This window comes from Bradyrhizobium sp. CCBAU 45394, assembly GCF_028128655.1.
Taxonomy (GTDB): Bacteria; Pseudomonadota; Alphaproteobacteria; order Rhizobiales; family Xanthobacteraceae; genus Bradyrhizobium; species Bradyrhizobium diazoefficiens.
Genome location: NZ_LBIX01000017.1, coordinates 240304 through 262602, shown reverse-complemented (window position 1 = coordinate 262602; position 22299 = coordinate 240304). Strand labels below are relative to the sequence as shown.

The 22299-nt window shown below is 65.0% G+C and carries 16 protein-coding genes and 1 tRNA gene; 7 read left to right on the top strand and 10 right to left on the bottom strand.

Annotated features, from left to right (window positions below):
- Positions 1–56: 56 nt before the first annotated feature.
- Positions 57–569, bottom strand: coding sequence for a CvpA family protein (locus WN73_RS10725; protein ID WP_011090611.1), 513 nt, complete (start codon positions 567–569; stop codon positions 57–59).
- A gap of 121 nt (positions 570–690) precedes the next feature.
- Here WN73_RS10725 and WN73_RS10720 point away from each other — a divergent pair, with 121 nt between their 5' ends.
- Positions 691–1452 (top strand): SDR family oxidoreductase, encoded by a 762-nt coding sequence (locus tag WN73_RS10720; protein ID WP_011090610.1) that lies wholly within the window; start codon positions 691–693, stop codon positions 1450–1452.
- Between the two features lie 78 nt (positions 1453–1530).
- Here the strand turns inward: WN73_RS10720 and WN73_RS10715 are convergent, their stop codons facing one another.
- The gene (locus WN73_RS10715; RefSeq protein WP_271552672.1) at positions 1531–3129 is read right to left on the bottom strand and encodes a GMC family oxidoreductase; all 1599 of its coding nucleotides are present in this window, start codon (positions 3127–3129) and stop codon (positions 1531–1533) included.
- Between the two features lie 96 nt (positions 3130–3225).
- Positions 3226–4695 (bottom strand): coniferyl aldehyde dehydrogenase, encoded by a 1470-nt coding sequence (locus tag WN73_RS10710; RefSeq protein WP_161532367.1) that lies wholly within the window; start codon positions 4693–4695, stop codon positions 3226–3228.
- Between the two features lie 311 nt (positions 4696–5006).
- Between WN73_RS10710 and WN73_RS10705 the strand changes: the two genes are divergently transcribed.
- A tRNA-Met gene (locus tag WN73_RS10705) sits at positions 5007–5083 on the top strand.
- 142 nt (positions 5084–5225) lie between these two features.
- Here the strand turns inward: WN73_RS10705 and WN73_RS10700 are convergent.
- Positions 5226–5486 (bottom strand): hypothetical protein, encoded by a 261-nt coding sequence (locus tag WN73_RS10700; protein WP_271552670.1) that lies wholly within the window; start codon positions 5484–5486, stop codon positions 5226–5228.
- Between the two features lie 244 nt (positions 5487–5730).
- Here WN73_RS10700 and WN73_RS10695 point away from each other — a divergent pair, with 244 nt between their 5' ends.
- The gene (locus WN73_RS10695) at positions 5731–8694 is read left to right on the top strand and encodes an autotransporter outer membrane beta-barrel domain-containing protein (RefSeq protein WP_442870060.1); all 2964 of its coding nucleotides are present in this window, start codon (positions 5731–5733) and stop codon (positions 8692–8694) included.
- Positions 8695–8703: 9 nt separating this feature from the next.
- Here WN73_RS10695 and WN73_RS10690 read toward each other — a convergent pair whose 3' ends face one another.
- Entirely contained in the window at positions 8704–9015 is a 312-nt protein-coding gene (locus tag WN73_RS10690; protein ID WP_028173758.1) for an ArsR/SmtB family transcription factor, read from the bottom strand.
- Positions 9016–9110: 95 nt separating this feature from the next.
- Here WN73_RS10690 and WN73_RS10685 point away from each other — a divergent pair, with 95 nt between their 5' ends.
- Positions 9111–9863 carry an SDR family NAD(P)-dependent oxidoreductase gene (locus tag WN73_RS10685; RefSeq protein ID WP_271552666.1) on the top strand — a complete coding sequence of 251 codons (753 nt, stop codon included), beginning with the start codon at positions 9111–9113 and terminating at the stop codon, positions 9861–9863.
- 115 nt (positions 9864–9978) lie between these two features.
- Here the strand turns inward: WN73_RS10685 and WN73_RS10680 are convergent, their stop codons facing one another.
- Together WN73_RS10680 and WN73_RS10675 are read right to left on the bottom strand one after the other, a co-directional pair.
- Positions 9979–11016, bottom strand: a complete 1038-nt coding sequence (locus WN73_RS10680) for a thermonuclease family protein (RefSeq protein WP_271552664.1) — start codon at positions 11014–11016, stop codon at positions 9979–9981.
- Positions 11017–11251: 235 nt separating this feature from the next.
- Positions 11252–11746, bottom strand: coding sequence for a hypothetical protein (locus WN73_RS10675; protein ID WP_442868819.1), 495 nt, complete (start codon positions 11744–11746; stop codon positions 11252–11254).
- A 284-nt stretch (positions 11747–12030) separates the two neighbouring features.
- Here WN73_RS10675 and WN73_RS10670 point away from each other — a divergent pair, with 284 nt between their 5' ends.
- From WN73_RS10670 to WN73_RS10660, 3 genes are all read left to right on the top strand, one after another.
- A complete protein-coding gene (locus WN73_RS10670; protein ID WP_271552797.1) occupies positions 12031–15087 on the top strand; it encodes an ATP-binding protein in 3057 nt (1018 codons plus the stop codon).
- 340 nt (positions 15088–15427) lie between these two features.
- On the top strand, positions 15428–16633 hold the full coding sequence (locus WN73_RS10665; protein ID WP_161536864.1) for an OpgC domain-containing protein: 1206 nt from the start codon (positions 15428–15430) through the stop codon (positions 16631–16633).
- A 40-nt stretch (positions 16634–16673) separates the two neighbouring features.
- Positions 16674–17162, top strand: a complete 489-nt coding sequence (locus tag WN73_RS10660; protein ID WP_028173764.1) for a DUF2059 domain-containing protein — start codon at positions 16674–16676, stop codon at positions 17160–17162.
- 33 nt (positions 17163–17195) lie between these two features.
- Here the strand turns inward: WN73_RS10660 and WN73_RS10655 are convergent, their stop codons facing one another.
- The 3 genes from WN73_RS10655 to WN73_RS10645 are packed head-to-tail and all read right to left on the bottom strand — an operon-like array spanning position 17196 to position 22149.
- Positions 17196–18308, bottom strand: a complete 1113-nt coding sequence (locus WN73_RS10655) for an ABC transporter permease (protein ID WP_271552659.1) — start codon at positions 18306–18308, stop codon at positions 17196–17198.
- Between the two features lie 2 nt (positions 18309–18310).
- Complete coding sequence (gene rbbA, locus WN73_RS10650) at positions 18311–21085, bottom strand: ribosome-associated ATPase/putative transporter RbbA (RefSeq protein ID WP_271552657.1); 2775 nt, start codon at positions 21083–21085, stop codon at positions 18311–18313.
- Positions 21082–22149 carry an HlyD family secretion protein gene (locus WN73_RS10645; RefSeq protein ID WP_028173766.1) on the bottom strand — a complete coding sequence of 356 codons (1068 nt, stop codon included), beginning with the start codon at positions 22147–22149 and terminating at the stop codon, positions 21082–21084. Before WN73_RS10645 ends, rbbA begins: the two co-directional genes overlap by 4 nt.
- Between the last annotated feature and the right edge of the window lie 150 nt (positions 22150–22299).

Below are 22299 nucleotides of genomic sequence, written 5' to 3'. Positions count from 1 at the left end.
GGACGGGCTCGCACCAAAATGCATGCGCCTCCGCGCGGCGATGCAAATGCGCCTGATCAGATGTGCCGCTCCTGCTTGAGGCGGTCGATCGCGGCAGCGGCTTCCGGCGGCAGCGACTTGAAGCCCATCTGCCCGGCCGCCGAGAACAGCGGCCGCAGATGCGAGCCGGCCAGGAAGGGCGGCTGGCGGTTGGCCGGCACGATCTGGTCGAACACCAGCACCAGCGTGGTGGCGACGAGGCCGACCCTGATGGCGCCGAGCGCGGCGCCGCCAAGGCGGTCGCCGATCCCGGCCTCACGGACCGTGTCGTTCACCGCGAGGCGGCCGATATGTCCGAACAACATGCCGACGACGAGAAAGATGCCGAAGAACCAGATCCAGTTCTGGAGCAGCGGCGCGTTCGGATTGCTTGCGACCTGCGGCACGATCAGCGGCATCAGCGCGACCGCGATGGGCGCGGCGAGCAGATAGGCGAGGATGGTCATGGCGCTGCGCAGCAGGCCGGTCCTGAATCCGAAGCCGATGGCGATGGCGAGCGCCGCATAGACCGCGAGATCGAAACTGTTCATGAGCAGAGCCCTGCCTCGGTGGAACGAATGAACGCCGAACCGATCATTCTGGTTTCAGACCGCTAAAATCGTCTGTATTTTTGGCTCCGGAAGCTCAAGGGTTACGCCCAAGGAAATCGTCATGTCAGGCCTATTCGACGTCAGTAAAGAAACCATCCTCGTCACCGGCGCGAGCCAGGGGCTGGGGCGGCAGTTTGCCCGGCTGCTGGCGGCGCATGGCGCGGCCGTCGCGCTCGCGGCACGGCAAACGGACAAGTTGAAGAATCTGGAACAGGAGATCCGCGGCAACGGCGGCCGCGCCGCCGCCGTCGCGCTCGACGTCACCGACATCGCCTCGATCGCGAAGGCCGTCGATGCCACGGAAGCCGCGCTCGGTCCCGTCACGGTGCTGATCAACAATGCCGGCATCGCCATCGAGAAGCTGGCGACCGAGCAGACCGAGGCCGATTGGGACACGGTGATCGGCGCCAATCTCAAGGGCGCCTATTTCCTCGCGACGGAAGTCGCGCGGCGCATGATCGCGCGCAAGCAGGAAGGCAACATCGTCAACATCGCCTCGGTGCTCGGCACCGGCGTCTTGAAAGCGGTGTCGCCCTACGCGATCTCCAAGGCCGGCATCATCCAGGCGACGAAGGCGATGGCGCTGGAGCTTGCGGGGCAGAACATCCGCATCAACGCGCTGGCGCCCGGCTATATCGACACCGAGATGAACCACGCCTTCTGGTCGACGCCGGCAGGCGAGCGCCTGGCAAAACGCATCCCCCAGCGCCGCGTCGGCGCCGAGTCCGATCTCGACGGCGCGATCCTGCTGCTGGCCTCGAAGGCCTCGCGCTACATGACGGGGAGCGTGGTGACGGTGGACGGCGGGTTCTTGTTGAATTGATTGCTTCCGTCGTCCCGGCCCCCATGCGCAATTGCGCACTAGGCCGGGACGACAGTGGAGAGTGACGCGACAGCGTCGCTAATTCGCCCGCACTTCCGCCCTGATCATATCCGCCGCCTTCTCCCCGATCATGATCGTCGGCGCATTGGTGTTACCGCCGATCAGCGTCGGCATGATCGAGGCATCGACGACGCGCAAGGTCTCGACGCCGTGCACCTTCAATTGCGGATCGACCACGGCCATCGCGTCCGTGCCCATCTTGCAGGTGCCGACGGGGTGATAGACGGTGTCGACGCGATTGCGCAGGATGGCGCGGATGTCGTCGTCCGTCTTCACATCGGACGTGAACATGTCCTTCTTCTGCAACGCGCGCATCGCAGGCGTCTCCATCAGCCGTCGCGTGGTCTTGAAGCCTGCGACCATCGTCTCGAGATCCTCCGCCTCGCCCAAGAAGTTCGGATCGATCATGGGGGCTGCGAGCGGATCGGCGCTCTTCAGCCAGACGCTGCCGCGGCTCTTCGGTCTGAGCAGGCAGACATGGCACGAGAAGCCCGCTTCCTTGTGCTTCTTGCGGCCGTGGTCGTCGAGCATCGCGATGATGAAGTGCAGTTGAATGTCCGGCACGTCGAGGTGGGCCTGCGTCTTCAGGAAGCCGCCACACTCGGCGAAATTGGTGGTCATCAGGCCGCGTCGCTCGCGGCGGTACCGCTGGATCGCGCGCAGCAGGGATGGCAGCCGGCCGAGTGACGCGTGAACGAAGTGCGGATAGTCGGAGGCGTAGACGAACACGAAATCCGGATGGTCCTGCAGATTGCGCCCGACGCCCGGCAAATGATGCACGACGCCGATGCCGTGCGCGGCAAGCGCATCGCCGTCGCCGACGCCCGACAGCATCAGCAACTGCGGCGACTGGAAGGCGCCGGAGGCGAGGATCACCTCGCGGCGGGCGCGGAGCTGCTTCAGCTCCTTGCCCTGCCGGTACTCGACGCCCGCTGCGCGCCCACCTTCGAACAGGATGCGCGTGGCATGCGCTTGCGTCTCGACGCGCAGATTCGCCCGCTTGCCCATGTGGGGATCCACATAGGCGCGCGCCGCGCTCCAGCGCTCGCCACCGTGCTGCGTCACCTGGTAGCTGCCGAGCCCTTCATGGTCGTCGGCATTGAAGTCCTCGCGGATGCGGAACTGCGCCTCGCGCGCAGCCTGATGGAAGACGTCATGGATCGGATTGTCCGAGCGCAGCTTGTTGACATGCAGCGGGCCGCCCTTGCCATGATATTCGCCGTCGAAATCGGCGTTGTTCTCCGAGCGCTTGAAGTAGGGCAGCACATCCGCATACGACCAGCCGGCATTGCCGAGCGCGGCCCAGTGGTCGTAGTCCCATTTGTTGCCGCGGATGTAGACCATCGCGTTGATCGCCGAGGAACCGCCGAGGCCCTTGCCGCGCGGTTGATAGCCGATGCGGCCGTTCAATCCCTTCTGCGGCACAGTGTCGAACGCCCAGTTGGCCGCGCGGTATGGCAAAGCGAGCCCGAATGGCGTGGTGATCCGCCAACTGTCGTTCCGCCCGCCCGCATCGAGCAGCGCCACTGATGTCGCCGCATCCTCCGACAGCCGCCCCGCAACGGTGCAGCCGCCGGAGCCCGCGCCCACGACGACAAAATCGAATGTGTCAGACAATGTTGTTTCTCCCCTTATCGTCATTCCGGGGCGCGCGTAGCGCGAACCCGGAATCTCGAGGTTCCGGGTTCGCTTCGCGCCCCGGAACGACTGCCCCTACGACATGAACCGCATCATCTTCTCCAGCCGCGCGATCTTGCCGCCATAGGGCGGGTAGAGATCGGCGAGGCGGTTGAATTTCGAGCGGTAGAACACCGGCTTCAGCTTGCTGAACGTGCGAAAACCCCATTCGCCGTGATAGGCGCCGGTGCCGGATGCGCCGACGCCGCCCATCGGCTGGTTCACCTGCGCGAAGTGGAACAGGCAGTCGTTGACGGTGACGCCGCCGGAGACGGTGCGCGACAGCACCGCGTCGCGCGCGTCGCGGTCCTTGCCGAACCAGTAGAGCGCAAGCGGCCGGTCGCGGCGGTTGACGAAGGCGATGGCATCCGCCGGCTCGCGATAGCCCAGCACCGGCAGCACCGGCCCAAATATCTCCTCCTGCATCACCGCCATGTCTTCGGTGGCGCCAAGGATCAGCGTCGGCGGGAATTTGCGGTGCGCCTTCCAGTTGGGATCGTCGGCCCTTGCCGGTTGCAGGATTCTTGCGCCGCGCTCTACGGCATCCGCGACGAGACCTTCGAGCCGCGCGTAGTGCCGGTCGGAGATGACGGAGGTGTAGTCCTTGTTCGCGGGATCGGTGCCGAACATGCGCCGCATCTGCGTGCGCAGCTTCTCGGCGAAGGCCTGCAGCGAGCGCTCCGGCACCAGCACGTAATCCGGCGCGATGCAGGTCTGCCCGGCATTGAGCAGCTTGCCGTAGGCGATGCGCTCGGCCGCCTCATCGAGATCGGCGGAGGCGTCGATGATAGCAGGCGACTTGCCGCCGAGTTCGAGCGTCACAGGCGTCAGATTGCGCCCCGCGGCCTCCGCGACCAGCCGTCCGACCCGGGTCGAGCCGGTGAACACCAGATGATCGAAGGGGAGCGACGCGAAGGCCTTGGCGATCTCGTCCTCGACGCCGGTGACGAGCAGCTCGGTCGCGTCGAACCTTGCGGCAACCGTCTCTTTCAGCAGGCCTGCGAAATGCGGGACGAGCTCGCTCGGCTTGATCATGACCAGGTTGCCGGCGGCAATCGCGCCGATCGCGGGCGCCAGCGTCAGCTGGAGCGGATAATTCCAGGGCGCGATGATGCCGACGACGCCGAGCGGCTGCGGCATCAGCCGGTTGCGCGCCGGCAGGAATTGCAGCGCGGTGGCGATGCGCTGCGGCGCCATCCAGCTCTTCAGGTGTTTTGTCGCATGCCGGATCTCGCTGTAGACCATCATGGTCTCGGCAATGGTGGTCTCGACCGCCGAGCGGTGGCCGAAATCGGCCGAGATCGCCTGGCGGAAGCGCTCTTCATTGTCGGCGACGACGGCGCGCAGCCGCGCCAGCCGGTCGAGCCGCTCGGCCAGATCAGCGGCCGGCTCCGCCCGCGACCGCGCGACCATGGCGTGGAAGGCGTCGTCGAGGGCCCGCAGCGGGGCGCTCGTCAGGGATCGGTCCAAAGATCGGTCCAAGATCTGGTCCCGGATATGGTCCATGGCGTTGCTCCCTAAACTGGCGTTTCGCCCTTGGTTTTGTTGCGGCAAGCTGGCCCTTTGCGGAACTTCTGGCAAGGGCGCGGCTGGCGGGCCGGAATCCGGTCCATCCACCTGTCATAAAGTCGAAAAAAACGTCCTCGCAGCCCTTTCCAAAGGCAGCCCGGGTTGGTACATACCCCCCGCACCCGACGGGCTTTGCCCCGGGGTTGCCTTCCAAGGAAGCCTTTGGGACGGAAGAAGCAAGCCACGCGAACAGCGCCGGCCCTCATCCCCCGTCCCCGGCATTTTAACGAAGGCGCGCAACGGTTTAACGCGGGGTGGAGCAGCCCGGTAGCTCGTCAGGCTCATAACCTGAAGGTCATAGGTTCAAATCCTATCCCCGCAACCAAATTCGGACTTCACCGGTTCCGATACGAAAATGGCCCGCATCGCGCGGGCCATTTTTGTTTTGCCATTTTTGTTTTGCCATGGGCGCTTCAATCGTCCGAAAGGCTACGACGGCTGATCCGGATCGGCGGACGATCAGACCGTCAGATCGACGCCAGTCGTTCGGTGGTCTGGACGCTTCCGTCGCTGGCCTGACCGGAGCCGCTCGATGAGACCGGCGCACTGCCGGCGGATGACGTCGTGCCGGCATTCGCTCGCTTTGCCGATGAAGCGTCTTGCAAATACGCGTAGGCATTCGCGCCCGAGATATTCATTGTCCGATCCTCGTTCGTCTGCACGACGAGGAATTGCACGATCCGTACCAATCCTGCGCGCTGCGATTGTTGATTGATGGATCGAGACAAGTCCGACGCTTCGTCGCTCGCGAGGCCGCAGGCCCGATCAACCGCCGGACCATTCTGCCGACTGTCGGCAATTCTTTCCGCTTCCCGTTGAAGCGAGCATCGACGGTTCGCGTGACTGTGCCGTCTCTGCATCACCGTCCGTCGGAATCCGCGCGTGAGACACACGGCACATCACGGCGGCGGGCGACCTGTTACGGATTTTCGCGCCGCCGCCCAGCACTGATCGCGGGCGGCCTCCTCCTTGATGTCGCAGATGATGATGAACAACAGGTCCTTGCCGCTTTCTCCCGATGAGATCGACCCGTCGCGCGACCGGCATCGCTCCGGTCCGCGCACGACGGCGCCTTCGCGATGCGCCGGCCTTGGATGGCTGTTGCGCAGGGCTCTGCTTGCGAGCGTCGGTGTTCTTGTCGGCCTTGCGGCGCAAATGATGCCGGCGCATGCGCAACTGGTCGGCGGCAACGGCGGCACTGGCGGCGCCTACTCCGACAGTGTCCCCGGAGCCGGCGGCGCCGGTGGTCTGGCGGGCGACGGGAATGCAGCGGGGAATGGCTCAAGCGGCGGTGGCCCGGACACTGCGGGAAGCGGTCCGTACGGGGGGGCAGCCGGAAACAGCGTTGCGCCAGGCGGAGGAACCGGCGGCGCGGGTTATTCAGGCGGCGGTGGCGGCGGCAGCGGCAGCGGAGGCGGCGGTGGACGCCAGGCGGGCGTCAACGCCGGGGGCGGCGGCGGGGGTGGTGGCCGGGCCGCGACCGTCAGCGGCAACTACACCGCGGTGGTCAACCTGACCGGCGGAAATGGCGGAGCAGGCGGTCTTGGCCCCTACAACGGGTCGGCCGGCGGGGGCGGTGGCGGCGGCGATGGCTTGTACCTGTCCGGCGGCGATCTGCAGGTCAATGCCGGCGTCTTGATCAGGGGTGGTTCGGGCGGCGATGCAGGCACAACTTCCGCCGATGGCAATGGCGGCGCCGGTGGAGGTGGAAAGGGTGTCGTCGTCGGCACCACTGCAACCGTGACCAATGCCGGTTCGATCACGGGAGGAAGCGGCGGTTCTGGCGGCGGAAGCGCAATCGGTTCTGGAAGCGGCGGCGGCGGCGGCGATGGTCTTGTTCTCGCGGCCGGGGGCACCGTCATCAATACCGGCATGATTTCGGGAGGCACCGGTGGCCCCCAAGGTGATCCCAGATATCCGACCTTTTTTCCGCCCGTCGCCGGCGGCGCGGGAATCAGCGGCGCCGGCCTCGTCGTGCAGAATGCGGGGATCATCAGCGGCGGGCTCGGAAATGCCGGCACGGGGGCCCGTGCCAACGCCATCACATTCACCGGCGGCGTCAACAGTCTGGAGCTTCAGGCCGGGTCGACCATCACCGGCAACGTCATGGCCTTCAGCTCCGCCGACACGCTCCGGCTGGGCGGAGCCGCCAACAGCTCGTTCGACCTATCGACGCTCGGCGACTCCGCCCAGTACCGCGGCTTCGGCAGCTTCGTGAAGGCCGGCAGCAGCAACTGGACGCTGACGGGATCGAGTTCATTCACAGGCGCGGTCAGCGTCGATGCCGGCATTCTCTCCGTCAACGGCTCGCTCGCCTCGGCGTCGCTGACCGCCGTCAACAGCGGCGGCACGCTCGGCGGCAACGGCACGGTCGGCAACACCACGATCAATGGCGGCGTGCTGGCGCCGGGCAATTCGATCGGCCTTTTGACCGTGAACGGCAATCTCGTCTTCACGGCGCCGTCGACTTACGTGGTCGAGGTCTCGCCCGCCAATGCCGATCGCGTCAACGTGACCGGCACCGCGACCCTGGGCGGGGCCACCGTCAGTGCCGTGTTCGCGGCCGGCAGCTACGTGGCGAAGCAATACACGATCGTCAATGCCGGCGGCGGGGTGACCGGCACGTTCGGCGCGCTGGTCGATACCAACCTGCCGGCCACCTTTCACACCAGCCTGAGCTATGATGCCAACAATGCCTATCTCGATCTGGCGCTGAACTTTTCCATTCCCGGCGGGCTCAACGTCAATCAGCAGAATGTCGGAAATGCGTTGTCGACTTTCTTCAACCTCACCGGCGGCATTCCCGCCGTGTACGGCACGCTGTCGCAAGCGGGCCTGACGCAGGCCTCCGGCGAAACCGCCACCGGGTCGCAGCAGACCACGTTCGACGCGATGACGCAGTTCATCGGCGTCCTCACCGATCCGTTCATGGCCGGCCGGGGCGATGGCGGATCGTCGCCGGCCGGTGCGTCGCAATTCGCCGACGAGGATGGCTCCCGTGCCTACGCCTCCACCGGTCGCGGACGTTCCGCCGCGGAGCGCGACGCCTATGCCGCGCTCTCCCGCAAGGCCCCGGCGGCGTCCGACATCGTAATGCAACGCTGGGGCGTATGGGCCGCGGGCTATGGCGGTTCGCAGACCACCGACGGCAATGCCACGACGGGATCGAATACGGCGATCAGTCGCATCGCCGGCACGGCGGTCGGCGCCGATTATCGCTTTTCACCCGACACCGTCGCCGGCTTCGCGCTGGCCGGCGGCGGCACGAGCTTTGGCGTCGCCAACGGCGGCAGCGGCCGGTCGGATTTGTTTCAGGCCGGCGCCTTCCTTCGCCACGGCGTCGGCGCGGCCTACGTCTCCGCCGCGCTGGCGTATGGCTGGCAGGACATTACCACCACCCGCACCGTCACCATCGCCGGCAGCGATCAGTTGCGAGCCCGCTTCAACGCCAACGCCTATTCCGGCCGCGTCGAGGCCGGCTATCGCTTCGTGACGCCGTGGATGGGGCTCACGCCTTACGCCGCCGGCCAGTCGACCGTCTTCGATCTGCCGGCCTATGCCGAACAGATGCTCTCGGGCAGCAATGCCTTCGCCCTGAGTTACGGTTCGCGGAGCGTCACCGACACGCGCAGCGAGCTCGGTCTGCGCGCGGACAGGTCGTTTGCGCTGAGCGATGCCGTCCTGGTCTTGCGCGGCCGCGCCGCCTGGGCGCACGACTTCGATCCCGATCGCGCTATCGCGTCCACCTTCCAGGCGCTCCCGGGCGCATCATTCGTGGTCAACGGCGCGGCGCAGGCGCGCGACTCCGCGCTCGTCACGGCCTCGGCCGAGGTGAAATGGCGCGGCGGCGTCTCGTTCGGCGCTACCTTCGAGGGCGAATTTTCGAACGTCACAAGCAGCTACGCCGGCAAGGGTATCATCCGCTATGCCTGGTAGTGGCGACACTCAGTCCGGAAAGCTCAGGATCATTTTCAACAGTTTTGGAAATCGCGCATTGATGTCCTCTTCGCGCACGACATTGCGGTGCTGGACACCTTGCTTTGACGTCCGGATCAGGCCGGCCTCCCGCAGAATGCGAAAATGGTTCGACAGGGTCGATTTCGCCATGTCAGGGCAAGGCGCCGCCTCGGTACACGACATGCAAGCGTTCTGCGCGACCAGGCTTTTGACGATCCGCAGCCGCATGGGATCCGCGAGGGCTCCGAGCACTCCGGCCAGCGTAATCTCGTCCCGCGATGGGTGAACGAACTGCACCATGCCCAAAATATAGCATGCCCCTTGAACTCATTCAATAGTTCACTAGTATTGAACTATTGAATATCGGCATCCCGCCGAACAACGGAAGACATGCGATGACCAAGAGACTCGAAGGCAAAGTTGCGCTCGTGACCGGCGCATCCAAAGGCATTGGTGCCGAAATCTCCGCCCGGCTTGCGGCTGAGGGTGCGGCGGTTGCCGTCAATTACAGCTCCAGCAAGCAGGCCGCTGACCGCGTGGTCGCCGCCATCATCGCCAAGGGGGGCAAAGCCGTCGCGGTCCATGGCAACTTGGCCGACGCCAAGGACGTGAAGAGCGTCGTCGCGGAGACCGTGAAGGCGTTCGGTGCGATCGACATCCTCGTCAACAACGCGGGCGTCTACGAGTTCGCCCCGCTCGAGGCCATCACGCCCGAGCATTTCCACAAGCATTTCGACCTCAACGTGCTTGGCCTGCTGCTGGTCTCGGGTGAAGCGGCGAAGCACTTCAACGCCAATGGCGGAAGCATCATCAACATCAGCTCCGGGGTATCGACCATCGCGCCGGCGAACACCGCCGTCTACACTGCGACCAAAGCCTCGGTGGATGCGATCTCCTCCGTGCTGTCGAAGGAGCTCGCGCCGCGCAAGATTCGCGTCAACGCTGTCAATCCAGGCATGATCGCCACCGAAGGCGTCGTGTCGGCCGGCCTGCACGAGGGCGACATGCGCACCTGGATCGAATCCACCACCCCGCTTGGCCGCATCGGCAAGGTCGAGGAGATCGCTGCCGCGGTGGCCTTCTTCGCATCGGACGACGCGTCCTACGTCACCGGCGAGACACTTCACGTCACCGGCGGCCTTCGCTAACGAGCAGGTGCTCTGGCGGTCCGACGTCGCTGAAGGCCAAGTTCGGACTTCGCAGCTTTGGATGAGAAAATGGCCCGCGCGACGCGGGCCATTTTTGTTTGGCGACAGACAAGCGTCAGAAATGGAGGATGGGCTTGTTGTCCGCCCCGACCAGGCTCGACGGCGCCTCGCCGAACACCAGCCCTTCCGGCTGAAACTTGATCACCTTCCCGCCCTCGACGAACTCGGCGAAATTCCGCGGCGTCGCCGAGTGAACGCCGTTGGTCAGGAAGTCGTCGATCTCGTAGCAGGTGTCCGGCTTGCCGCCTGATCCTTCACCCAGGAATTTCTGGAAGTTCTGGCTGGTCACCTTGGCCTTCTTGCGCGCCGACCAGTTGGTATAGCGGCGGTAGAGCTTTGGCAGGATCACCGGGCCCGTGTCGGTCGCGAGCACGTCGGTCTCGTTCTTCTTGGGCTCGCGCAGGTCGAAGTCGAAGGCCGGAACGGTTTTGGCGAGATGTTTCCAGACCGGCAGTTTCTTCGTCCGCGCGGCCTTGGCGAGCACGAGGAAGGCCTTGATCTCGTCGTCGTTCATCGAGGAGTAGAACGTCGGATAGGCAAAGCCCTGCTCGACCAGCCAGTGGTTGATGTCGACCGTCTGCTTCGCGACCGTCACCTCGATGTCGCCGACGAGCCGTCCATAGGTGTCGAACACGTCGTTCGGCGCATCGACACGGGTGAATACCCGGCAGGCCAGCGTCGCCCCGCCGGCACGGCTGAGGAAGTCATGCAGCGCCTTGCTCGACGTCGCGCCGAGGAATTGCCGGTAGGGGTGCGTGACCTCGTGATAGGCCTGCCGCTTGGCATCCGTCAGGCCCTTCTTCTCGGCGGGCGACAGCGGCGACGGCTGGTAATGCAGCTCCGGCGCGTCGATGCCCTGAAGGCGCACGGTCAGCTTGCCGTTCTTGATCGGTGCCGTGTTGGTCCGGCCCTTGACCTTGGCGTTGTCGAAGACATGGGTCGGCTGGAACGGCGAGGTGTCGTTCTTGCGGAAGCGGATCGCATCGGGCGCGACGTTCACCACGACCTTGGTGGTGTCGGCGTCAGACCTCCCCTCCGGCCAGAACTGGCTGACCTCGATCGTGCCTTCGACCTCCAGCAGTCCCACCGGCATCGGCCGCTCCTGTCAATGGACGCGACGGTTGCCTCAAGCAGGCGGCTCGCACGCGCACAGCTGGAGCGGATCATTTTCGTGCGACAGGCCCATGACGGGGCGGCAGCGAGACAGTGCGCCGCGGCCTTCGGGCCGAGCGGGCGGGGCATGATTGGTCCGTCGCGCAACGTATGCTGTGGCGACGACGGACCACCTTCGATTGGTGCGGAAGCCTCCGCGCTGCTCCCGCTCGGAATCAGGGTCGGTACGGACAGACCATCGTCAGGTGGAGCAACGTCGGCGCCTGGTCCTCACCATTGTCGTACTCCCACTCCAGCCGGATTTCGTGCCGGTCGGCATAGGCGTCGCTCGCCGCGTGGGTGATGATATTCGTCTTCATCGGGATCGGCGGCTCGGAATTGAAGCATTTCCGCACGCAGGCATCGAGCAGCGCGCATCGCGTCAGCGGGATCACGCCGGGCTCGTCCTTGGACAGCGGGACCGTATTCAGCTGCGTGGTGAGGTCGACGCGAGCCCGGCCCTTCTCCTTGTGCCAGTACGCCGCACTCCCGTCCGGCCATTTGTCCGCCGGCGTCAGGATCAGGTGGTACTGGCCGTACTCCAGGGTTGGTAGATGGATGTCCGGCGACGCCTTGAGGATGTCCACGCTCCTCTGCATGTTTTCCGGAGGGAAATAATTGTCGTTCATCAAATCTTTGAATGAAGCCCCGGTGTAAGTTCTCGACCCCATCGTCTTTTCCCTCAATATGTCCTTGGCTTTGCGAAAATACATACAGCTCCACGACGCCGGTTAGTTTTGCCAACCCGGCCTCGCCGATATATGCCCCATCTTTGCTGGGATTTGCGTACGCTACCACTCAGGACTGTGTTTCGTCCAGATCGCCAACCGCACCGTGCCCCGCTAAACAGCGATGGGCAAGTCCGATTGCTAAGCGGTTCTTGATAGGTATTCTTACCACGAGTTGCTCGCGGGCGCTGGACGACAGCGACGCCGCGATCCTTGAAGGCGCAGGAATGCATTGCTTCGCGTGTCAGTCGGCGATTGATCCCGACGATAGCTGGTGCTCCAAGTGTGGGGCGGCGGTACGTCGGCGTGCTGATCCCGACAGCGAGCGGCGGTTTGTGACAATTCTCCGAGCCGACGTCATCGACTCCACAGGGCTTGTTGCCGAACTGGAGCCGGAGGAGGCCGTCTCACGCCTGGAGCCTGCGCTGGCGGCCATGAGGGGCGCGGTACGCCAGTTCGGCGGCATCGTCAGCAAGGAGTTGGGGGACGGCTTGGCCGCTGTCTTTGGTGCCCCGATCGCCGACGACAACCATGCGCCGCTGGCCTGCCATGCTGCCATCGAGCTTGTCCGGCGCGTTGGCCGTCTTGGCGATCCCGGACTTCAGGTTCGGGTCGGCCTCCATTCGGGGCACGTCGTCGCCTATATGGTCGCCAGCGAGTTTTCCAAGGTCTACGAGATCGGAGGCGCCGCTCAGCATCTTGCCGCGCGGCTGGAGGCAGCGGCCGAGGCCAATCAGATCTACGTGTCGGAAGCCTGCCAGAAACTCGCGGATGGACATGTCCGATTCGAATCCCTGGGCCTCAAGGTGCTGCGCGGCTTCAACGAGCCGCTGCCGGTCTACCGTGTCGTCGGAGCGAGCGACCTTTCAAGCTGGCGGGTGCGACGTGCGCGGAGCGTTTCGCGGTTTGTCGATCGAACGACCGAGCGGGCCCTGTTGGGACGCGCCGCGGAGAGGTCCAGTGCAAGCCGGCAGACGGTCCTTCTGATCGGCGATGCAGGCATCGGAAAATCGCGGCTCGCACATGAGTTCGCCCAGGAGCTCAAGGCCGATGGCTGGCGGTTGATCGACGCCGAGTGCAGCCCGAACCTTCAGGGCGTGCCGTTCAGCGCGCTCAAGCGCATTATACTTTCGATCTCCGAAGTTACCGCCAGAGATTCGGATAGTCTGGTCGACATCCGACAGGAGTTGCAGGCAATCCATCAACTCGCGATCGATTCCATATTGGATATTCCGGTCGAGGATCCTCGCTGGAGCGAGTTGGAGCCTTACGCGCGCGCGCGCGCCATTTCCGATGCAAGTTGCGCCATCGTTCAAGGCTTGGCCTTCCAGCAGCGCACCGTTCTTCTCATCGAGGACCTGCACTGGATCGACCGAGCCAGCGATGCGGTTGTTGCAGCAATCGCGTCGTTGCAGAGCCCCAACTTGATGGTTTTTCTCACGAGCAGGCCGAACGGCATGCCTGAGTGGATCGCGCGCTGCCACGCGGAAGTGATTGCAATGCGCCCCCTGGATGACGATTCGGGATTGGCCATGTTGGCCGATATGCTCGGACCGTCGGCGACGAACACCGATTTGAAGAACCGTATCATCTCTCATACGGCCAACGTTCCCCTGTTTCTCGAGGAAGTCTGCCGCGGACTGAAAGATAGTGGCACGCTTCGCGGTCAGTGGGGTGACCTTGCGCTCGTTCGACCCATTGATGAGCTCGGCATCCCCACCAGCATTCAGGGCGTGATTGCGGCGCGGCTCGATCGCATTTCAAGGCAGGAGCGCTCGGTTCTCCAAATAGCGGCGGCGCTGGGGCCGCGCTCAAGCGTGATGATGCTGCGGAACGTCGCGGCGCTGCCCGAAGACGTTTTCCAGGATTGCCTTGGAGCGCTCGACCGAGCCGAGCTCCTCGTCAGGATCGATAGTGAACTTGAGGACTCGATCGAGTTCCAGCACGAGATGGTCCGCCAAGTGACCTACGAGTCGATGGTCGAAAAGGTGCGCGAAAATATACATGCGCGAATTCTTGCGGCCTTCGAAAGCGACGAGACATGGAGCGACGGTCCTGACACGCTTTGCTACCACGCAATGCGCGCGAAGGATTGGCTGAAAGCGTTCGGGTACGGGAGGGGGGCCGCGCGGAAATGTCTTGTGCGCTCGGCATATGCCGATGCGGTCGACTATTTCGGGATCGCGATGAGTTCGCTCGACAAAACACCGATGACTCCTTCGCGGGAGGCAGATGCAATTGACCTCCGGATGGAGGCGCGAATGGCATTCATCTGGTCCGGTCAGGTTGCCGAGTGGATCGATCTCGGAAAAGAGGCCGAACGCCGGGCCAGTGGAATTGACGACATCGGAAGAAAGGTCGCCGCCATGACCGTCATGGCGGGTGGACAGAATTTCTACGGAACGCCAACTGAAGCGGTTGCGCTCGGCCGGGAGGTCGTTGGCCTCGCCGAGAAGTCAGGCAACCCGGGTTGGCGCAACCTTGCACAATACAATCTGGGACAGGCCTATTTTCTCGCCGGTCGATATCGCGAAGCGGAGCAGACGTTGGCGCGAGGCCGCGCTAATCTCATGGGACCGGAGGCAAGCGCGCCCTTCGGTACGCCCCCAAAATACACGCTCCTCCTCTGCTGCATGATGAAGAGCTTCACCCACACCGTGATGGGCGAGCTCGATGCCGCCGAACAGCTCCAGCAGCAGGCCGCGGCGATTGCGGAGGAGACCGGCCGTCCCTATGACCGCGTCGCGGCGGCCTATAGCGGCGGGTGGCTGAAGCTCGGCCGCAACGATCCGGCGGCGGCCGCCGCCATCCTCGAAGAGGGTTTCGTCCTCGCGCAGAAGCATGGCATTCGGCTGTTCGTGCCGGTGCTCGCCTGCCACCTCGGCATCGCCTATCTCGAGCAGGGTCTGTTCGACCGGGCGCGCGGCATGCTCGGCGAGGCGCGGGAGGAGGCGAAGGCGGTCGGCTATACCTCGGCGGTGCTGCGCAGCTCGATCTACCTGGCGCTGGCAACCTGCCGGCTCGGCGACGTCCAGGCCGCGCAGAACATGCTGCGCGAGGCGCGCAACACCGCGCGGCAGCAGGGGTTTGCCGGCCTCGAGGCCGAAGCCCTGTTCGGCGAAGCCGTGGTGACGCCGCCCTCCAGCGAGGAGAACAAGGCCGCGATCCTTGCCGCCCTGCGCGCGGCGATCGCGATCGCCTCCGACAGCGGCGCGCTGCCGCTGAAGCAGAAGGCCGAGGCGATGCTGACCGAGATGCTCGCCCGGGGCGACGAGCTCGCCTGACCCCTGCCTCTCAATCCGCCTGCCGTGCGATCGTACCGCCGGGGTGACCTTCTTGCCCGACATATCGTTTTTATTTCGTAGTAATCACAATGGCTTATCGTGCCACTTCTACTGTGCATGGGGTTGTTTTCGATGTTTTAGTGGGATGGCCGCCGGTTCGGCGCGGCCCGGCGGTGGTCCCCGCCGCCCGTGATGACGAAGTCCCTTGCGCGGGCACCTGGGTCGGCTACCGTTGGCGGGAAGCTAGCCGCAGGGCCAGGTGATCTTTTGATTCGCGTTTTTTAGCATTCCATTTTGTCGGCGCCGCCACGGCGCGACGCCCACCGGAAGAGGCGGGGCCATGATCACACGGGACCAGTCAGCACTGTTGGCGCCGGTCGAGCGCGACCTGCGGCTCGATCTCTTCCGCGGCATCGGCCTGTGGATGATCTTCCTCGACCACATCCCGCACGACGTCGTGGCCTGGCTGACGCTGCGCAATTACGGCTTCAGCGACGCCGCCGAGTTCTTCGTCTTCATCTCCGGCTATCTGGTCGGCTGGATCTACGGGCCGATCATCGCGGGCGGCTGGTTTCTCGCCGCGCTCAAGCGGCTGTGGCGTCGCGCGGCCGAGATGTACGTCGCCCACATCATGTTGTTCCTGCTGTTCACGGCGCAGATCGCGCGCACCGCGCGCCGGTTCGACAATCCGATGTACGAGCACGAGTTCAACGTGTTCAACTTCCTGTCGCATCCGGACGAATTGATCGGGCAGGCGATCGTCCTGAAATACAAGCCGGTCAATCTCGACGTGCTGCCGCTCTACATCGCGCTGGTGTTCGCCTCGCCCTTCATCGTCTGGTGCCTGGTGCGGCGGCCGAACCTGACCCTCGCCGCCTCCGTGGTGCTCTATGTGCTGTCGCGCTGGTTCGACTGGAACGTCGCCTCCTATCCGCCCGGCACGAAATGGTACTTCAACCCGTTCTGCTGGCAGCTGATGTTCGTGTTCGCGGCCTGGTGCGGCATCGGCCAGATCGGGAAGATCGCGAAATGGGTGTGGTCGAAGGCGGCGATGACGCTCGCGGCGGCTTGGCTCGCCTTCGCGCTCCTGATCGTGATGACCTGGCACGTTCCCGCGCTCGAGGCCCTGATCCCGAAATGGATGATCAAGGCGATCTACCCGATCGACAAGACCGATCTCGACATGCTGCGCTTCACGCATTTCCTGGCGCTGGCGATCTGGGTCACCCATTTCATCTCGCGCAAATGGCGGTCGCTGCACACACCCTGGCTGCGCCCGGTCATCCTCTGCGGCCAGCATTCGCTGCCGATCTTCTGCCTCGGGGTGTTCCTGTCGTTCTCCGCGCACTGGATCCTGACGCAATACACCAAGGGCGTCTGGGAGCAGCTCGCCGTCTCCGTCGTCGGCATCGTCATCATGATCGGCGCCGCCTGGCTGCTCGATCGTGCCGAACGCGTGCCCAGCCTGTTCGTGAAGGTGACGGAGGTCGAGGATTCCGAGCCCGAAAGCGCTCCGGCCGCGGCCGGGGCGCCCGCGAGCCGTTGAAAGCATCGTGGCGCCAGCCCGCCTTCTCACGGAGAGGTTCATGTCCAGACGTTTGTTGACGATCGCCGGCACGCTCCTGTTCCTGGTCTGCGGCGCGTCGGCGCAAGCGCCACCGCCGGAGGCGATGAATGCGGCGCGCAAGCTCGTCGTCACGCTGAAGATTGCGGACCAGTATCGTGCGCTGCTGCCGCAGCTCCTGCTCAAGCTCAGGCCCGTGGTCGCCCAGGACAGGCCGGAGATCGAGCGCGACTATGATGCGCTGACGGCGCCCGGCGCCGAGATCTATGCTCCGTTCGTCGCCTCGATGATCGATCAGATCGCGGCTCTCTACGCCGCCAGCTTCACCGTCGATGAGCTGCGCCAGATCGAGGCGTTCTACGCCCAGCCCGTGGGACGAAAATTCCTGGAGAAGTCGGATGCGCTGGCGCAGGCGAGCATGCAGATCGGCCAGGACGTCGGTCAGAAGGCGGCCGACGAGCTGAAGCAGCGCCTGATCGAGGCGCTGCGGCAGAAGGGGCACAAGCTTTGAGGCCGGGCAATATGCTCGGGCCGCGCGTCGTGCCTAGGCCAGAAACGCGCGAAACCGGCGCTGCGCGATCAGGAAGAAGACGACGCCGATCAGCGTGAGCGCGACGAGCTGTGGCCAGACGGCCTCCAGGCCCGCGCCGCGGAACAGGATCGCCTGCGCGAGCATCACGAAATGCGTGTTGGGCGCCGCCAGCATGATGTCCTGGACGAATTGCGGCATGCTCTCCCGCGGCGTCATGCTGCCCGACAGGGTTTGCAGCGGCAGCAGGATCATGATCAGCAGCAGCCCGAACTGCGGCATCGACCCGGCGACGGTGGCGAGGAAGATGCCCATGCTGGTGGTGGCGAAGAGCTGAAGCGCCGCGCCGACGAGGAACAGCGCCACCGAGCCGTCGATGGTAACCGCCAGCCACCCCTTGACCACGAAGATGATCGACAAGGCGGAGGCGATCAGCACCACCGCTCCCATCGACCAGATCTTGCTCACCATGATTTCCAATGGCGTGACCGGCATCACCAGCAGGTGCTCGATCGTGCCGTGCTCGCGCTCGCGGATCAGCGCTGCGCCGGTCAGGATGATCGAGAGCATGGTGATCGAGGTGATCACGTGATCGATGGCGCCGAACCAGGACTTCTTCAGTTCCGGGTTGAACCGCGCCCGCAGCGCCAGCTCGATCGGTGCGGCCTGTGCATTGCGCGTGTGCGCCAGAAATTCCGCGATCTCCGCGCTGACGATCTGCTCGACATAGCCGCCGCCGTTGAAGGCCTGCGAGATCCGCGTCGCATCGACGTTGAGCTGGATCGCGGGCGATCTCCGTGCCAGCAGGTCGCGCTGGAAGTCCGGCGGTATGTCGAGTGCGAAGGTGTCGAGACCCGCGTCCATCCGCCGGTCCATCTCGTATTGCGAGATCAGGCGCGGCTCGGAAAAGTAGGGTGGCGTGAACGCCATCTCGATGCGGGTCGATATCGGCGAATGGTCTTCGTCGACGATGGCGATCGCGGCGCGGTTCAACGTTTCCGGCAGTGCCCTGGCGCCTGCATAGACCGCCAGCGTGAAGGAGTAGACGATGAGCACGAGCAGCATCGGGTCGCGCACGAGGCCGCGCAATTCCTTGATGCCGAGCTGAAGCACGTTGTCGATGCGCATGGTCAGCGGGCCTGTTTCTTCAGCAGCATTGTGCCGGCTGCCACCAGCACCGGGATCATGACGGCGAGCGCCAGGAGATCGTTGTGGAGAGTCTCGAAACCGAGGCCCTTGGAGAAGGTGCCGCGCGAGATCGTGACGAAATAGGTGGTGGGATAGAGCCGCCCGACCAGTGCGCCCAGGCCCTGGAGCGATGAAACCGGATCGATCAGCCCGGAATACTGGATGGCCGGGATCAGCGTGATCAGCACCGTGCCGAACAGCGCCGCGATCTGGCTGTTCATGAAGGCCGAGATCACCAGCCCCATGCCGGTCGTGGCGGTGACATAGAGCAGGGCGGCGAGCGCATAGGTCGGAAAGCTGCCGGTGAAGGGCACGCCGAAGACGGCGAGCGCGAAGCCGACGAGGAGCAGGAAGTTGCCGAATGCGAGCACGACATAGGGCAGTTGCGTGCCGAGCAGGAATTCCAGCCGCGTCACCGGCGTCACGTAGAAATTGACGATCGAGCCGAGCTCTTTCTCTCGCACCACCGCGAGCGCGGCGAGCACCGCCGGAATCATGATCAGGAGCAGCGGAATGATTCCGGGCGCCATGGCGACGACGCTTCTGACGTCGGGATTGTAGCGGTAGCGGAGCTCGAGCCTGTAGGAGCCGGCGATCGCCGCCTCGCCATAGAGCTCGCGGCCCTTCTGCGCGAGCCAGGTGGCGTGGATCGCCTGGGCGTAGGAGCGCAGCGTCTCGGCGCGGGTGGGGTTGGCGCCGTCGACCCAGGCGCCGATCTCGACATGGCGACCGCGGCTGACGTCGCGGCCGAAGCCGGGCGGCAGCTCGATGGCGAGGCCAATCTCGCCGGCGCGCATCCGGCGGTCGAGATCGGCGTAATCCGTGATCGGAGGCTTTTCAGTGAAGTAGCGCGACCCCGCGATCTGCAGGCTGTAGTCGCGGCTGATGGCGCTGTCGTCGCGGTCGAGCACGGCGAAGGTCAGGTTCTCGACGTCCATGCTGATGCCGTAGCCGAGCACGAACAGCAGCAGCACGCTGCCGAGGATCGCGAGCGTCGCGCGGATCGGGTCGCGGCGCAGCTCGAGCGCCTCGCGCCGGGAATAGGCCAGCATGCGGATCGGATTGAACGTCGCGCTGCTGCGCTTGCGCGGCGGCGTAGCGGTCGCAGCCGGCGCGGGCGATGCGGCCGCAGGCGGGCCGGCTGCATCCGCCGTGTCAGCGATCGCCTCTTCGAGGCAGGCGATGAAGGCCTGCTCCAGCGTGGCGGTGCCGCGCGCGGCCACGATCGCGGCAGGCGTGTCCGACGTCAGCACCTTGCCCGCGTGCATCAGCGAGATCCGGTCGCAGCGCTCGGCCTCGTTCATGAAATGGGTCGAGACGAAGATGGTGACGTTGTCCTTGCGCGAGAGCTCGGCGAGAATCTGCCAGAAGCGGTCGCGGGCGACGGGATCGACGCCGGAGGTCGGCTCGTCGAGAATGAGGATGTCCGGCGCATGGATCATGGCGACCGCCAGCGACAGCCGCTGCCGCAGGCCGAGCGGCAGCGCGTCGGGCAGGGCGTCGGACACCTCCGCAAGATCGAACCGGGTGATCATCTCTTGGATGCGCGCGGCGATGGTCTCCGCCGACAGCCCGAACAGCCGCGCATGCAGATCGAGATTCTGGGCGACCGTCAGCTCCGAATAGAGCGAGAAGCCCTGCGACATGTAGCCGATGCGGCGGCGCACGGACATATCGCCAGCATCGATCGCATTGCCGAACAGTCGCGCATTGCCCTCGCTCACGGGCAACAGGCCGGTGAGCATCTTCATGGTCGTCGTCTTGCCGCATCCGTTCGAACCGAGGAAGCCGAAGATCTCGCCCTTCCTGATGCGGAAGCTGACATCGTCGACAGCGACGAAGTCATTGAAGCGCCGGGTCAGGTGGTCCGCCTCGATCGCGATCTCGTCATGGTCCGCGCTGCGCGGCGGGATGACGACGCCGGTGTGATTGCCGCGATCGGCCTCCGGCAAGAGACGGATGAAGGCGTCGTCGAGCGTGTCGGCGCCGGTCTGACGCTTGAGCGCGGCAGGCGTTCCCGTCGCCAGCACGCGGCCGGCGTTCATCGCGATCAGGAAGTCGAACTGCGCGGCCTCCTCCATATAGGCGGTTGAGACGATCACGCTCATGCCGGGCCGGCTGCTCCGGATCGAGGCGATCAGCTCCCAGAACTGGCGCCGCGACAAGGGATCGACGCCGGTGGTCGGCTCGTCCAGGATCAGCAACTCGGGATCGTGGATCAGGGCGCAGCACAGGCCCACCTTCTGCTTCATGCCGCCGGAGAGCTTTGCGGCCGGGCGGTCGGCGAAGGGGGTGAGCCCGGTGTCGCGCAAAAGGCCAGCGATCCGTCTGCTTCGTTCCGCCTTGTCGTGTCCGAACAAGCGGCCGAAGAAGTCGATGTTCTCGAACACCGACAACGTTGGATACAGATTCTTGCCCAGCCCCTGCGGCATATAGGCGATATCAGGGCAGACCGTACGGCGATGGCGCGAGCTCGCCATGTCGCCGCCAAGCACATGGATGCGTCCCTCTTGGATCTCGCGAGCGCTGGCGATCAGCGCGAGCAGGCTGGATTTGCCGACGCCGTCGGGTCCGATCAATCCGATCATGCAGCCGGACGGCAGGTCGAGGGTAATGCCATCCAGCGCGCGGGTCTTGCCGTAGCTCAGGCCTACGCCTTCGAGATGCACCACGCTGCCGGGCCCGGCCGGTGCGTCGGCTGCGGCAGTCGCGCTCATCGGGTCACTTTGATCTTGAGATTGTCGGGCCATTGCGCGGCCGGATCGAGCTGCACATAGGCCATGCCGGGCAGGCCGGTCTTCACATGTTCGATGTGCTGGCGCAGCAGCTCGGGCGCGATATGCGCCTTGATGCGGAACATCAGCTTCTGGCGTTCCTCCTCGGTCTCGACGGTCTTGGGCGTGAATTGCGCGACGTCGGCGACGAAGGTGGCCTTGGCCGGGATCACGTATTGCGGGATGGCGTCGAGCACGAGGCGGACCTCGGAGCCGATCGCGACGCGGCCGGCATCCGCGGTCGGCAGGAAGAATGTCATGTAGACGTCGCCGAGATCGACCATGTTGAGGACGCGGCCGCCGGCCGCGAGCACCTCGCCCGGCTGCGACACGCGATACTGGACGCGGCCTTCGCGCGGCGCCTTCAGCACACTGTCGTTGAGGTCGGCGTTGATGCTTTCGATCGCGGCCTTGGCGGCGTCGACCGAGGCGCCGGCATCGATCACCATGGCGCGGGCGGAGCTGATCGCGGCCTCGGACGCTGCGACCTGGGCCTGGGAGGCGGCAAGCGCTGCCTTCGCCGTGGCGTTGGCCGAGCGGTCGTCGTCCAGCACCTGCTGCGACACCGCATTCGTCCTGATCAATTGCTCGGAGCGATCGAGCTTGCGGCTGGCGGTGTCGAGCTGGGCGATGCGCTGGTCGACCACGGCCTCCGCAGCCCTGCGTTCGGCCTCGCGCTGGTTCACCAGGCTCTTCGCGGTCTCGACATTGATGGATGCGCGCTGGAGCTGCGCTTCGGCCTGACGGCGCTGCGCCTGCAATTGCTCGGTGTCCATCCGCGCCAGAACCTGGCCGGCGTTCACGAAATCACCTTCGTTGACCAGGATTTCGCGAATCCGGCCCGGCGTCTTGGTGGCAATGTCGATCTCGACCGCTTCGATGCGGCCGTTGCCGCGGGCAAAGCCTGCCGGCAGCGTGTTGGAATCGCGGTGCTGCCAGTAGTAATAGCCGCCGCCTGCAAGCAGGATGGCGATCGCGGCGATGACGCGGCCCGGAGTGAAGTTCATCTGTTCATAACGCCGCGCCGCGGCGCCCACATGTTGAGACACAAAGGTCCGGCCGCTACGGATATCTCCGAGGTGGAAGCCGCGCAGCCGAAGCTGGTCCAACATTGCCGCGATTTTTGCAGCGCAACTTGATGCAGATCAGATTGCGCG

Bases quoted from the DNA above. Each gene is read 5' to 3' on its own strand.
- rbbA (WP_271552657.1), bottom strand. From the start codon at position 21,085: ATGAGCGCGACTGCCGCAGCCGACGCACCGGCCGGGCCCGGCAGCGTG.
- WN73_RS10675 (WP_442868819.1), bottom strand. From the start codon at position 11,746: ATGGGGTCGAGAACTTACACCGGGGCTTCATTCAAAGATTTGATGAAC.
- WN73_RS10655 (WP_271552659.1), bottom strand. From the start codon at position 18,308: ATGCGCATCGACAACGTGCTTCAGCTCGGCATCAAGGAATTGCGCGGC.
- WN73_RS10710 (WP_161532367.1), bottom strand. From the start codon at position 4,695: ATGGACCATATCCGGGACCAGATCTTGGACCGATCTTTGGACCGATCC.
- WN73_RS10670 (WP_271552797.1), top strand. From the start codon at position 12,031: ATGCATTGCTTCGCGTGTCAGTCGGCGATTGATCCCGACGATAGCTGG.
- WN73_RS10645 (WP_028173766.1), bottom strand. From the start codon at position 22,149: ATGAACTTCACTCCGGGCCGCGTCATCGCCGCGATCGCCATCCTGCTT.
- WN73_RS10680 (WP_271552664.1), bottom strand. From the start codon at position 11,016: ATGCCGGTGGGACTGCTGGAGGTCGAAGGCACGATCGAGGTCAGCCAG.
- WN73_RS10665 (WP_161536864.1), top strand. From the start codon at position 15,428: ATGATCACACGGGACCAGTCAGCACTGTTGGCGCCGGTCGAGCGCGAC.
- WN73_RS10695 (WP_442870060.1), top strand. From the start codon at position 5,731: ATGTCGCAGATGATGATGAACAACAGGTCCTTGCCGCTTTCTCCCGAT.
- WN73_RS10660 (WP_028173764.1), top strand. From the start codon at position 16,674: ATGTCCAGACGTTTGTTGACGATCGCCGGCACGCTCCTGTTCCTGGTC.
- WN73_RS10725 (WP_011090611.1), bottom strand. From the start codon at position 569: ATGAACAGTTTCGATCTCGCGGTCTATGCGGCGCTCGCCATCGCCATC.
- WN73_RS10685 (WP_271552666.1), top strand. From the start codon at position 9,111: ATGACCAAGAGACTCGAAGGCAAAGTTGCGCTCGTGACCGGCGCATCC.
- WN73_RS10720 (WP_011090610.1), top strand. From the start codon at position 691: ATGTCAGGCCTATTCGACGTCAGTAAAGAAACCATCCTCGTCACCGGC.
- WN73_RS10690 (WP_028173758.1), bottom strand. From the start codon at position 9,015: ATGGTGCAGTTCGTTCACCCATCGCGGGACGAGATTACGCTGGCCGGA.